The organism is Chryseobacterium sp. GVT01B, from assembly GCF_019970045.1.
GTDB lineage: Bacteria > Bacteroidota > Bacteroidia > Flavobacteriales > Weeksellaceae > Chryseobacterium.
Window position 1 is genome coordinate 92,323 of record NZ_JAHXYI010000006.1, and the last position, 13,933, is coordinate 106,255.

Consider the following 13,933-nt stretch of genomic DNA (forward strand, 5'->3'; position numbering starts at 1 on the left):
TTTTTTCTTTTCTATCTTCCTCCCGGAGGACAATGTTCTTTTAAATATTTTGTAAATAGAGTAGCAAGGTGCTCTGACGTACCTTCCCCTTCATCAATGGAGTGTGTACGGTTAGGATAAGACATCAGCTGAAACTGTTTGTTGTATTTTACCAGCTCGTTGATGTAGACTTCCGTATTCTGGTAATGTACATTATCATCACCTGTTCCATGAACCAGTAAAAGATTTCCTTTTAGATTTTTAGCATAAGCCAGTGGAGACCCATTCACAAAATCTTCTCTGTTTTCCTGTGGAAGCCCCATATATCTTTCTTGATAGATATTGTCATAGAACAACTGATTGGCTACCGGAGCAATAGCAATCCCGGTCTGGTAAATATCAGGATATTGTCCCAAAAGGTTCAGGGTAGATGAACCTCCGCCGCTCCAGCCCCATACGGCAACTCTTGAAGTATCTGCATAAGGCCATTTTGCAAATAAAGCTTTAGCTCCCATTGCCTGATCACGGATATTAAGCTGTCCTATTTTACGATAGACTGATTTTCTCCATTCACGTCCTCTTGGAGCAGGTGTTCCACGGTTTTCAAGGGAAACATACAGGTAGCCATCTTCAGCCATATCTCCAACGTACAATTGGTTCCAGCCTGTATAGAAACTGTCTGTTACTGTTTGCATTGCCGGTTCTCCATAGACTGTGAAAACCACCGGATATTTTTTATTAGGATCAAAATTTTTAGGCTTTACCACCCATCCGTCCAATGTAACACCATCCTGTGTGGTAATCTGGAAAAACTCTGTTTTAGACTTTGCAGGATCTGCTTTTGCTGTTCTCTTGGCAGCAACGAGTTCTTTATGTTCCGGAAGTGATATTACAGAACCCATTGAAATGGCATTAACGCTGTTATTGGTAAACATCGCGATTTTCCCATTGGGTGATATCGTGTATATATTGGAACCTGTGTAAGCTTCAGGGGTAACTTTTTGTGCTTTTCCTCCTTTCATACTTACTTTGTACAGATACTTTTGAGTCGCATTATTGGGTGATGCTGAAAAGTAGATCTGTTTGTTCTGAACATCAAAAAACTCAGGTTTTATCACATCGAAAGCATCTTTGGTAATCAATGTTTCCTTGCCGCTCATATCTATTTTATAAATATGTCTCCATCCATCTTTTTCAGAAAGCCAAAGGAACTCCTTTCCATTCTCAATCCAGTCCCAGCCACTTGGGTCATTATCGTTCCAACGGGATTTGATATCAATCCATGCAGCATCTGTTTCCGTATGAATAGTCTTGCTGCTGCCAGAGTTGGCATCTGCCACGATGATTTTGCTTTGATTCTGTTTTCTGTTCAGCTGCTGAAGAATAACGGATTTAGAATCTAGTACCCATTCCATTCTCGGAATATAATTTTGCATTTCATCTCCTGCAATATCTGCTTTCTTTGAAGATTTAGAGGCAAGATCATAAAACCAGATGCTGCAGCCTGAAGGATTTTCGCCCACTTTCGGATATTCTACAGGAACTGTAAATGAATACAGGCTGTCTGTATTATTGATCATCAGGAAGTTTTTTGTACCTCTTGCATCCAGCTTCCAGTAAGCAATTTTGTTACCGTCGGGTGACCATCGGAAACCATCCTGAGTTCCAAATTCCTCTTCATATACCCAATCAAAAGTACCGTTGATCATACCGTCTGTACCATCAGTCGTGATTTTGGTAATCTGGTTGTTTGAAAGTTCTTCAACATACATATTATGCTTGGATACATACGCTACTTTTTTTCCGTCCGGAGAATATTTTGCAAACATCAGTGATGAAGAAGGTAATCCTTTTCCAAGCTGGGTAAGCTTTTTAGTGTTTTTGTCAAAGATCCAGTAATCTCCACGGGTATTGTCTCTCCATACTTTTCGGGTATTGGCAAAGAGTAATAAACTTTTGTCATCAGGAGATACCTGGAAACTTTGTACCTGCAGTGGTTCAGAACTTCCCATAGGAACAAGTTCATTGCTGTTTAAAAGAGTCTGATCTTTTCCGGGATGCAGTACATCAACAATTTCAACCCCCTTTTTAGTAAATGAATAATAAGCATTGCCATCCGGAGTCCACTGTGTTTTTTGTGCAGCCAATGGCGACAGACACAGGAAGTATAATGCAATAACGGTTAGTTTTTTTATATTCTTCATAGTTATTATTTGATTAAGCTCAATGTTCAGCTCTGTAATTTTCAATTTCTTCAACTGTTTTTATTAATCCGTTCCCAAGAAGTCTGTACCCGTCATCAGTAATCAGGAAATCATCTTCCACACGGATTCCTCCAAAGTTTCGGTATTCATTTACTTTATCGTAATTGATAAAATCTGCATTTTTATTTTCAGCCTGCCAGATATCAATCAGTTCCGGGATCATATAAATACCGGGTTCAACCGTTACTACAAATCCGGATTCAAGAGCCTTTCCTAAACGTAAAGATTTAAGACCGAATGTTTTGGTATCTTTTGGTTCTTCTTCGGTATAGCCAATATACTGCTCTCCGAGATCTTCCATATCATGTACATCAAGTCCCATCATATGTCCCAATCCGCATTGGAAAAATAGGGTATGGGCATGGTTTTTTACCGCTTCTTCAGGATTTCCTTTCATCAATCCAAGATCAATAAGACCTTCTACAAGATGCTGAGAAGCTTTCAAATGAATATCCTTGAATCGAACACCCGTTTTCAGAAGCTGTTGGGCATTATTAAAAGCATTCAGAACCACTTCATACATTTCCTTTTGTTTTGTACTAAAAGTTTTGCTCACAGGAAATGTTCTGGTAAGATCGCCTGCATATCCCATTGCCGTTTCCGCTCCGGAATCGTTAAGGAAAAGATCTCCCTCTTTCAAAGTATTAAGGCGATAATGATTATGCAGAATTCCTCCGCTTATGGTTACAATCGGAGGATAAGACATCTGACATTCTTTATTGGCAGCCAGATATTGAATGGCATTCGCAATTTCATATTCTTTAATGCCCGGTTTTGCGATCTGCATCGCCAGCAAATGCATTTCATTGGATACATTCACGGCCTGTTCTATCTGCACTATTTCCTGAGGTTCTTTTATAGACCGCTGCTTCACAATGGCTTTAATCATTTCTGCAGAAGGCTGTAATTCTGTTATTTTAATCCCAAGAAGATCGGCAAGTAAAATTTTATTGGAAGACTGATACGGAGGAAGATAATGTACTTTTCTCCCGGAAGTTTGTGCTTTTAGAATATATTGAGAAAGTTCTGCATACAGCATGGTTTCCTGTACTCCGGATTTCAGACTTTTTTCTTTAAGGGTTTCCTGTCTGCCCATCCATACGATGTCATCTATACTTAATTCATCTCCGAAAACAATGGTCTTATTCTCATCAATATCAATAATGGCCGCAATACGGGGTTCCTGGATTCCGAAATAATATAAATAGGTGCTGTCCTGACGGAAATAATAAGGATTGTGTTCAAAATTCACAGGATTCTCTATATTTCCCAAAAACAATAAAATTCCGCCCGATACATTACTTTGTAAAACTGCTCTTCTATCTTGATAGGTTTGTGTTGAAAACATATTATGAATACTTTTTAATTTAAAGCTTTAAAGGTACGATTTTGTACTATTGACCGCTCTTTATTTACTAAAATAAAGAATAATGTAAAGTTTGGATTTTAATATGATATCCAGTGTTCATATTTTGCTTAAATTCGATCATATTTTAACCTTTTACATCAAAATATCGGTTCTATGAAGAGTCTTCAGTTTTCAGTCCCTGCTGACACCAACAAAAGTATCCGTATTCAGGAAGATATAATGCCCAATTTTTATCCTTACTTCCATCGCCATACGGAAACCCAGATCATGTGGATTCTTAAAGGACACGGGACACTGGCCATAGAACAAAATCTCTTTAATTTTGAGGCCGGTGATATTTTCTATCTGGGAGCTAATCAATCACATGTCTTCCGGGGTAATTTTGATAAAGATGAAAAACAAAAAGTTCATTCCATCTCTATATTTTTTGATCCGTATAAAAAGATCGCTGCATTTTTTGACTTACCGGAATTTGGAGAGCTTAAAAATTTTATTGCCCATTCAGAAGTCGGTTTCCAGGTTGCCCCTAAATTAAAAATATGTATCGGGGAAAACATTGCAGCATTACAAAAAACAGAAGGAGTAGAGCAGATCATAGATTTTATCAGGATTTTAAACCATCTTAAGCAAAACAGGCATCTGCATATTCCCTTATCTTCAGAAAAGAATCTGCCAAATCATATTTCAGATTATGATCAAAGAATTATAGATGCCCAAACCTTTATTAAGAAGAATTTTGCTCAAACTAAACTTACCCTTGACAGTATTGCTCAGGAAGCCTGTATGACCCCTCAGGCATTTTGCAGATCTTTTAAAAAACGAACCGGAATCACTTATATTGAATATCTTAATGAACTCCGGGTACAACGAGCTTGCAGACTATTAACATCCAGCAGTATGTACAGTATTTCTTCTGTGGCTTTTAACAGCGGATTCAACAGCCTTACCAATTTTAACCGGGTTTTCAAGTCCATTATGAAATATTCGCCTAAAGAATACCTTAAACACTATAAAGAGGCCACTATAGAGCAATAAAAAGCAACTTGTTAAAATACGGTTAGTATCTATTAAAATATTAACATTTACCGTTTTAAAATTCACCTAGTTTTGAATAAATATTATTTGATATGAGTACAAAACTAAACTGGGAAGGTATTTATCCTGCTGTATTAACTCCTTTTACCAAAGAAGGTGAGATAGACTTTGAAATGTTTGCTCTCAATACAGAAGCCCAGATCAAAGCAGGTGTTCACGGAATTATCCTTGCGGGAACATTAGGGGAAGCCAGCGCGTTAGAAACTGAAGAAAAATTTGAACTGCTGAAATATGCAAAAAAGATAACACAGGGAAGAATTCCTGTCATTCTTAACCTTTCTGAAAATACTACCAAAAATGCAGTAAACTTTGCTCAAAAAGCTAAAGAATCAGGTGCTGACGGGCTCATGCTGCTTCCTCCGATGCGTTATAAAGCCGATAATCGTGAAGTAGTAGAATATTTCAAAGCAGTGGCTTCCGCTACGGACCTTCCAATCCTGATCTATAACAATCCGGTTGATTACGGAATATATGTTACCCTTGAAATGTTTGAGGAGCTTATTGAGTACCCAACCATTCAGGCTGTTAAAGAATCTACTAGAGATCTTGCCAATGTAACCAGGATGATCAACCGTTTTGGAAAAAGAATCAAAATTCTCGGAGGCGTAGACACCATTTGTCTGGAAACCCTGATGCTTGGCGCAGACGGCCTTGTAGCAGGTCTTGTAGATGCTTTCCCTTATGAAACCATGGCAATGTACAACTATGTGAAAGCAAATGAATACGACAAAGCCGTAGCAATCTACAGATGGTTTATGCCATTGCTGGAACTCGATATCCACCCAAAACTTATTCAGTATATCAAACTGGCTGCTACAGCGGAAGGAATAAGCAGTCCATATGTAAGAGCCCCACGTCTGGAACTTCATGGAGAAGAAGCTGAAAGAATTCAAAAGATTATTGAAGAAGGCAGAGTGAATCGTCCGAAACTACTAATTCCGTAAATACAGATATGATAGAAGAAACATCACCACAAAATATTGATAGAAGAATTCAGATGGCGGTTGAAGCCTTCCAGTTCCTTAAGAACACCTCTGTAAAAGAACGGGCTGCCTTCATGAACAAAGTTGCCGATCAAATTGAAGCACTGGGAGAAGAACTTTTGACAACGGCTCATACTGAAACATCGCTGCCTTTAGCCAGACTTACTGGTGAAAAAGCAAGAACAACAGGACAATGGAGAAGCTATGCCAAAGCGGTAGCCACCGGAATATATACAGAACCAAGAATTGATCTTGCACAATCTGACAAACAAAAAGGAGACATCCGAAAATACAATGTGGGTATAGGACCTGTAGTAGTTTTTGGGGCCAGTAATTTCCCGTTTGCTTTTTCTACAGCGGGCGGTGATACGGCAAGTGCTATTGGAGCAGGTTGTCCTGTTATTGTAAAAGCTCATCCGGCTCACCCTAAAACCTCTCAGCTCATGGCTGATGCTATAACAGCTGCCGTGAAAGAATGTGGCTGGCCTGAAGGAATCTTCAGCCATATTACCGGAACATCCAATGACATCGGGGCTTATTTAGTTCAGCATAAAGAGATCAGAGCCGTTGCATTTACCGGTTCATTTACCGGTGGGAAAGCGTTGTTCGACATGGCGAATCACCGTGAAGATCCTATTCCTGTTTTTGCAGAAATGTGCAGCATCAATCCAGTATTTGCCCTGCCGGATTTGCTTGAAATCAGAGCAGAAGCGTTCGCTAAAGAATATCTTTCATCCTTAACATTAGGAGTGGGACAGTTCTGTACCAATCCGGGAGTATGTATTGCTCTTAAAGGAGAATCTCTGGACCGTTTTATCATTACCCTGAAAAATGAAATTCAGACAGCAGTTCCCGCAAAGATGCTTCACAAAGGAATTTATGAAAGTTTTGAAAAACATAAGACCTTTGCAGCAGAACAGCCTGAAGTACATATTATTGCAACAGCAGATACAGAAATTAATGAAGGGTACGGACGTGCTATCGTGATAGAAACCAACGCCAAAAACTTCATGAAAAATCCTGTACTAAGTGAAGAGGTTTTCGGGCCTTTTGGTATCATTGTAACTTGCGAAACCCAGGAAGAGATAACGGAAATCGCTAAACAACTGAAAGGACAGTTAACAATTACCGTAGCAGCTACCGATGAAGATGCCCGGAATCATCTGATGCTTATTAATCTTCTAAAGGATAAATGTGGAAGGTTACTCTTCAACGGAATGCCTACAGGAGTAGAAGTTGTTTATGGCATGCAGCATGGAGGCCCTTTTCCTTCCACTACTGATTCCCGTTTTACCTCCGTAGGACCAGATGCTGTAAAGAGGTTTATCCGTCCTATTTCTTTCCAAAACTGGCCAGATGAATTTTTACCTGAAGAATTGCAGAATGAAAACCCGTTACGAATCAGCAGAATAATAGATGGAGAAGTCAATTCAGAATCATTAAAATTACAAACCACATGAACAGAACGTTTTTTTGTATAGATTCACACACCTGTGGCTGCCCTGTACGTCTTGTAGCAGGAGGAGGTCCTATTTTAAAAGGAAAATCCATGATGGAGCGCAGGCTTCATTTTATGAAAGAATATGACTGGATCCGGAAGGGGCTTATGTTTGAACCCCGCGGGCACGATATGATGAGTGGAAGTATTTTGTATCCACCTTTTGACGAAGAAAACGATATCGGAGTTTTATATATTGAAACCAGCGGATGTCTTCCCATGTGCGGACACGGAACGATAGGTACAGTAACCATTGCTATAGAAGAGGGTTTGATTTTTCCCAAAATTCCCGGCAAGCTGCGCCTGGAAACACCGGCAGGACTTATTCTTATTGATTATGTACAGGAAGGCAAAAAAGTAACCTCTGTAAAATTAACCAATGTAAAATCCTTTCTGTATGCCGAAAACCTGGAAGTTGATTGTCCTGATCTCGGATTGATAAAAGCGGATGTAGCTTATGGCGGGAACTTCTATGCGATTATAGATCCTCAGGAGAATTTCAGAGATATTTCCGATTTTACAGCCAGCCAGCTTATTCATTACGGAAAAATCATCAGACAACTACTCAATGAAAAATACCAGTTTATTCATCCTGAGAATGAACACATTACCGGATTAAGCCATATTCAATGGACGGGTAATCCCAAAGACCCTAAAGCCAGTGGACGAAATGCTGTTTTAGTAGGAGAGAACGCTTTGGATCGTTCACCATGCGGAACAGGTACCTCTGCAAGAATGGCTCAATGGTATGCTAAAGGAAAATTAAAAGAAGGCGAAGAGTTTATCCATGAAAGCTATATCGGATCCCAGTTTATCGGGAGAATTGAAGGAACGGCTACTGTTGTCGGAAAACCGGCAATTATCCCTTCAGTAGAAGGCTGGGCAAGAATCACCGGTTATAATCATATTATTATTGATGATGAAGATCCTTACTGGCAGGGATTTCAGGTTATGTAAACAAACATATGACACAGAATAAAGGAAAAGCACTCATTATTGGTGCAGGAATAGCAGGTTTAAGCTCCGCCTATTACCTTTTAGAGAAAGGCTGGAGTGTAGAAATTCTGGAACAGAACGATCTTTCCAACAATTGTTCTTATGGCAATGCAGGAATGATTGTACCCAGCCACTTTACTCCGTTAGCGGCACCAGGTGTTGTGGCACAAGGAATCCGCTGGATGTTTGATAGCAAAAGTCCGTTTTATGTAAAGCCTTCATTGAATTCTGACCTGTTTTCCTGGGGGATAAAATTCTTAAAACACTCCAACCAAAAGCATGTGGACCGCTCAGCAACAGCCATCAGAGACCTTAATCTGGCGAGCAGCATCCTCTACAACGAGATTGCCACAAAGGATGAATTTGATTTTGATCTTAATCAGAATGGTATTTTAATGCTCTATAAAACAGAGAAAGTTGCAGAAGAAGAGATAGAGCTTGCCCACAAAGCAACCAGGATGGGTTTACCCGTTGATATTCTGGATAAAAAAGATATTCAGGAACTCGAGCCCAATGCCCGATTGGATGTTATCGGAGGAGTCAATTACAAATGTGACGGTCATATGAATCCCATGAAACTGATGGAGCAAATGATCTCTTATCTTAAAAAGAATGGTGTCACTTTTCATACTCATCACAAAGTAACCGGCTTTGAAAAATCAGGAAATATGATTAAAACCATAATTGCCAATGATAAAAAGTTTACAGCAGACCGTTTCGTCATGACCGGAGGTTCATTTCTCCCTGAACTGGCTCAGAAAGCAGGGATCAAAATTCAATTAATGCCCGGAAAAGGATATTCTTTCATGCATACCCCTGAAAATCCGGTCAATACCCTAAATCATGCTGCTTTATTACTGGAAGCAAGAGTGGCTGTCACTCCTATGAACAGGCAGATCCGTTTCGGTGGAACGATGGAACTGGCTTCCCATTATGATAAAATTAACATGAAAAGGGTAGAAGGGATCATCAGGTCTATTCCTCAATATTTACCTGACTTTCAGATTGAAAAACCCAAAGAATCTGAAATTTGGTTCGGCTACAGACCCTGCGCTCCGGATGGACTTCCTTATTTAGGACAATCTTCCCAATTGAAAAACCTGATTATCGCAGGCGGCGGCGGTATGATGGGTTTAAGTTTAGGACCCATTTTTGGAAAAACAGTGTCAGAACTTGCCAATGACCAAAAGCCAACGGTTGAGATAAAGATATTCAACCCTGAAAGATTTAGTTAAAAAACACCACATAACACACAAATCAAGCCAAAAACAATTTGATTATTCAAATAATTTATTAACAACCAAATCCAAAATTTATGAAAAAATTTAAATTACTAGTACTTGTTTCCCTATTTCCAATAATAGGTTTTGCGCAAGAAAACAGACCTCGGGAGTGTAAAGCAGATGAAATGATGAAAAAACATTTTGAACTGCACCCTAAATCTAAGGCTGAATATGAAAATTTTGAGAAATACACCCAAGATTTCGTAAAGAAAATGGGTTCAGACAAAAATTCATTGAATAATAGGATCAACAATCCAACGTACATTATTCCTGTGGTTTTTCATGTGTATGGAGAATCTCAGAGTAATGTAAAAGTAAATTACCAAAAAGTAGTTGACTTACTGGAACAAATCAACTTAAATTTCAATGGAATTAACACGGATTCAAATACTGTGGATCCTGATTTCCAATCTATCAGAGCAGCATTAAGTATTGAATTTCGATTAGCTAAAATTGATCCAACCGGAAAAGCAACAAGCGGAGTGGTATTTCACCCATTCAAAGGTGGATATGGCAACGGAGGTGGATATGATACAGAAATTGGCACAGATGCATGGGATAATACAAAGTATATGAATGTGTATATACAAAATGACCTATATGCTAATAAAGATTTATATCAATCAGGAGTTGCCTGGTATCCGGATTCATACATGACTTCAGTAAATACAGCCAGAGTTGTTTATAACGGACGTTATATATTTAATGCTGCAGGAACACTGGCTTCAAACGAGTTTTCTGATACATTTACTCACGAATTCGGCCATTGGTTAAATCTTCAACACACGTTTAATGTTCCATGTTCAACTGCAAACCCTACTAATGATGGTGATGGAGTTGCTGACACCCCTGTAGAAAATACTTCTTCCGGATTAGGATGTTCAGCTGGAAACAATTGTCTTGGACAAAAAGTAAACGTTGAAAACTATATGGGATACAATGGTTCTTCCGGTTGTTATAAAATGTTTACCAATGGACAGGTTAACAGAATGCTGGCAGCATTAAACCATCCTTCGCGAATGAATTTATGGCAGCCTGCCAACTTAGCAGCAACCGGAGTTGCCAATACTCCACCTAGATTAACCCTTAGCAACAGTACATTTACAGAGAACTTAAACAATAATGGAGCCGTGTCATTAGATGGAACAGTAGCATCTGCTCCTACATCAACGATTACGCTAAAAGGAGCTACATTTGCCGTTCCCAATGGAACAACTCTTACTTCAGGAACACATTTCACTTCTTCATTACCAGCAGGACTAACAGCATCTATAGCAGTTATAAGCCCTACTACTGCTACACTTAGCATAAATGGTGCGGCAACCAGTCATCCTAAAAGTCAGGTCCTGAATTCATCAATTACGTTCCTGAATTCGGCTATAACAGGAGGCGTAACTTCATTAGGATCAACGACAGCTTTGGCATTAACTTTTTCTTACAAAGATCCTTATAAAATAGTTACAGGAACTCCTCTGGAAAGTTATGCCAACCCAACACCAACAACAGTAACCACCAACTCAGGGGCAACTTGGAAATATTTTATCATTAACCCGGAGCTTAGTGATGATGCCGGGTATGGCGCCTGGTACTATGGAGCCAATCAATTAAAATTAGAAACCTATTGGAAAGGATTAGTTTGCCAAACAGGAACACGAAATATCAGTTTAATTCCGGCTTGCACCACTATAACTAATGCAAATAATATAGGTTACCCAATTGGTACTCCCGGACAACTTGACGTGTACACTCCTACATACACTAACTGGTCTGGCCAAACCGCTTATGTTGGTTTTAGAAACCAATTCGAGGGCTACAATATTAACGGCTATTTCAAACTGACTGTTGGGGCCAATGGTTCAGGTTATTCTGTAACTGCGTTTGGATACAATACACAACCAAATGGCAGTATTACAACCCCTTGTGCATTATCATTATCCACTGCAGACGTTGATACAATAGACTCAGAAACTTCTATCTATCCAAATCCGGTTTCTGATGTATTAAATATTAAAACAAAAGGGGAAATTAAGTCAATTTCTGTTTATGATATGTTTGGAAGAAAAATGAATGCTAAAGTTATGGGGGATAAGGTTGATGTTAAACACTTCCTAAGCGGAACTTATTTAATTGATATTGAAACTTCTTTAGGGAAATCTTCCCAAAAATTCATTAAAAAATAGGATCAAACGGTAACCTATGGACAATATTCTGGCGGCAGTGGTCTGCAACACCATCAACCTCCTGATTATTACTTCAAAGCAGTTACAGATTGGTTTAAAACTTTTTAAATAACAAAACACTTTTCTCAGAAATATGAATAATAGTTTAGTATTCATATACAGTTGATTGGGCTTCATTGTAAGCCCAATTTTTTATTCTATTTATGAGCAGTTCTTCATTTATTTGTGTACTTTTATTCTGTAATTACAATTCCAATGCATTATAAAAACGACACCATCATCATCCGTGAATTTACAACTAAAGAATTTCCTTTGTTTTCCACTCTTTTTGAAAATGAGAATGTTACCCGCTATCTGCCTTATAAAACTCCTGAAGAATATAAGGAAATGTTTGACAAAGCAGTGGCAGATTATAAAGAAGGACCATTCAGCAGATGGGGAATATTCTACACTCAAAATAACGATTTTGTAGGAATGTGTCTGGCCAGAATCTTCCTTGATAATCCCGATCAGCTGGAAATAGGATATACTTTGGGTGATAATTATTGGGGAAAAGGTCTTGGAACTGAAGTTTGTAAAGCCCTTGTTGAGTATTGTTTATCATTAAATCATCAGAAAGATATCGTTGCTGTAACCGATCTTGATAATATAGGTTCTCAGAAAGTTCTTCTGAACAACAACTTTAAGAGAATTGAAAACCTAAAACGGGAAGATAGGGAGCTGGCTTACTTTATATTACAGAAATAGTAAACAGATCTGATCCTTAGAACCGGAGGCCTGCAAATTCCCCTCCTTTGGAGGGGTGGCGAAAATTCAAAGAATTTTTGACGGGGTGGTTATCTTTCACTGCAGATTTCACAGATCTACACAGATGATTGTATATATGTTGTGCAAAGCAATCATAAAAATCTTTGATTTTTAAAGCTTCAGTGTACTTCTCAACAGCCTACCTGTCACTTAAAATATACTTAAATGTTTTTTTAATCTTTTGTGACTTTTTTGGTTGAAATACATCAAAGCCTTCCACAGAAAACATTTCATTTATCAGATATTTATCATAACTTGCAGAAATTATGATGTCAAAACGTTGCAAATATGCGCTTAAAGCAATGGTCAGATTAGCAAGGAATTATAACCAGGGCTTTCTGCCAACCTCTGTTATTGCACAAGACGAGAACATCCCCAAAAAATTTCTTGAACAAATCCTTCTTGAACTTAAAAGAGCCAAACTTGTCAACAGTAAACAGGGTAAAGTAGGAGGGTACTATTTACTGAAATCACCCGATGAAGTCTCACTAGCAGACATTTACCGCATTTTTGACGGGCCAATTGCATTAACCCCATGTGTATCTTTAAACTTTTATGAAGCCTGTGATGATTGTGTGGATGAAGCAGTCTGTTACCTCAGAAAAGAATTAATGATCGTTCGTGAAAAGACAAGAACAAGCATGATGGAGGCTACTCTGACTAAGTTCATTACTCAAGGATAAAATTTTTTTATTTAAATTCTACTATTTTGATAGGAGTTATAGAATTTTGTATATATTTGCAGGACTTAAATCTCAATTCAAAATGGAAAACAGTCTGAAAAATGAATACGAAAACCTTTTGAGAGAGGCTGCTGAAGCTTCTTTTCAAACTAATGGACTGCAATTACTGGCTGAAAGATTTCCGGATAAAGTGATCTTTTCAACCAGCTTCAGTTACGAAGATCAGGTGATCACTCATCTGATAAAAGATTTAAATATTGAAATTTTTACCCTAGATACAGGAAGACTTTTTGAGCAGACCTACGAAACCTGGACTTCCACAAAAGCTTTCTTCAAAAAGAACATCAAAGCCTATTATCCGGATATGGAAGAGCTCAGAGAATTTGTAACAGAAAACGGGCCTGATTCTTTTTATCAGTCTGTTGAAAAGAGGAAAGCGTGCTGTACCATCCGTAAGGTTCATCCATTAAAAAAAGCATTGGAAGGTTATAAAGTATGGATTACCGGTCTTAGATCCGAACATTCCCCAAACCGGAAGAATATGCCCCAGCTGGAATGGGATCAGGATAATAAGATCATAAAATTTCATCCCATCCTTCACTGGACGACAGAACAGGTGACAGAGTATGTAAAAAAACATCATTTACCCTACAATCACCTTCACAAGAAAGGATTTGTAAGCATAGGATGTGAACCATGTACCAGAGCGATCAAAGAAGGGGAAGATTTCAGGGCAGGCCGATGGTGGTGGGAAGATGCCAATAAAAAAGAATGCGGTCTGCATATTCATCAATAA

General features: G+C 38.6%; 11 protein-coding genes and 1 pseudogene. 9 read left to right on the forward strand and 3 right to left on the reverse strand.

The window, feature by feature from the left end; translation table 11 throughout:
* Positions 1-11 precede the first annotated feature (11 nt).
* The 3 genes and pseudogenes from LC457_RS23515 to LC457_RS15265 all read right to left on the reverse strand — a co-directional run bounded on the left by LC457_RS23515 (position 12) and on the right by LC457_RS15265 (position 3,591).
* Positions 12-674 carry an alpha/beta hydrolase family protein gene (locus tag LC457_RS23515; protein ID WP_374200558.1) on the reverse strand — a complete coding sequence of 221 codons (663 nt, stop codon included), beginning with the start codon at positions 672-674 and terminating at the stop codon, positions 12-14.
* Between the two features lie 243 nt (positions 675-917).
* A pseudogene (locus LC457_RS23520) lies at positions 918-2,183 on the reverse strand (DPP IV N-terminal domain-containing protein); the annotation flags it as partial.
* 19 nt (positions 2,184-2,202) lie between these two features.
* Complete coding sequence (locus LC457_RS15265) at positions 2,203-3,591, reverse strand: aminopeptidase P family protein (protein WP_223600652.1); 1,389 nt, start codon at positions 3,589-3,591, stop codon at positions 2,203-2,205.
* Between the two features lie 174 nt (positions 3,592-3,765).
* Here LC457_RS15265 and LC457_RS15270 point away from each other — a divergent pair, with 174 nt between their 5' ends.
* The 9 genes from LC457_RS15270 to LC457_RS15310 all read left to right on the forward strand — a co-directional run bounded on the left by LC457_RS15270 (position 3,766) and on the right by LC457_RS15310 (position 13,933).
* Positions 3,766-4,647 (forward strand): AraC family transcriptional regulator, encoded by an 882-nt coding sequence (locus LC457_RS15270; RefSeq protein ID WP_223600653.1) that lies wholly within the window; start codon positions 3,766-3,768, stop codon positions 4,645-4,647.
* A 92-nt stretch (positions 4,648-4,739) separates the two neighbouring features.
* Positions 4,740-5,651, forward strand: coding sequence for a dihydrodipicolinate synthase family protein (locus LC457_RS15275; RefSeq protein ID WP_223600654.1), 912 nt, complete (start codon positions 4,740-4,742; stop codon positions 5,649-5,651).
* An 8-nt stretch (positions 5,652-5,659) separates the two neighbouring features.
* Positions 5,660-7,150, forward strand: coding sequence for an aldehyde dehydrogenase (NADP(+)) (locus tag LC457_RS15280; protein ID WP_223600655.1), 1,491 nt, complete (start codon positions 5,660-5,662; stop codon positions 7,148-7,150).
* On the forward strand, positions 7,147-8,145 hold the full coding sequence (locus LC457_RS15285) for a 4-hydroxyproline epimerase (RefSeq protein ID WP_223600656.1): 999 nt from the start codon (positions 7,147-7,149) through the stop codon (positions 8,143-8,145). Before LC457_RS15280 ends, LC457_RS15285 begins: the two co-directional genes overlap by 4 nt.
* A gap of 8 nt (positions 8,146-8,153) precedes the next feature.
* Complete coding sequence (locus tag LC457_RS15290; RefSeq protein ID WP_223600657.1) at positions 8,154-9,419, forward strand: FAD-binding oxidoreductase; 1,266 nt, start codon at positions 8,154-8,156, stop codon at positions 9,417-9,419.
* An 80-nt stretch (positions 9,420-9,499) separates the two neighbouring features.
* Positions 9,500-11,647 carry a zinc-dependent metalloprotease gene (locus LC457_RS15295; RefSeq protein ID WP_223600658.1) on the forward strand — a complete coding sequence of 716 codons (2,148 nt, stop codon included), beginning with the start codon at positions 9,500-9,502 and terminating at the stop codon, positions 11,645-11,647.
* Between the two features lie 255 nt (positions 11,648-11,902).
* On the forward strand, positions 11,903-12,394 hold the full coding sequence (locus LC457_RS15300) for a GNAT family N-acetyltransferase (protein WP_223600659.1): 492 nt from the start codon (positions 11,903-11,905) through the stop codon (positions 12,392-12,394).
* A 326-nt stretch (positions 12,395-12,720) separates the two neighbouring features.
* The gene (locus tag LC457_RS15305) at positions 12,721-13,137 is read left to right on the forward strand and encodes an Rrf2 family transcriptional regulator (protein ID WP_223600660.1); all 417 of its coding nucleotides are present in this window, start codon (positions 12,721-12,723) and stop codon (positions 13,135-13,137) included.
* Positions 13,138-13,219: 82 nt separating this feature from the next.
* On the forward strand, positions 13,220-13,933 hold the full coding sequence (locus tag LC457_RS15310; RefSeq protein ID WP_223600661.1) for a phosphoadenylyl-sulfate reductase: 714 nt from the start codon (positions 13,220-13,222) through the stop codon (positions 13,931-13,933).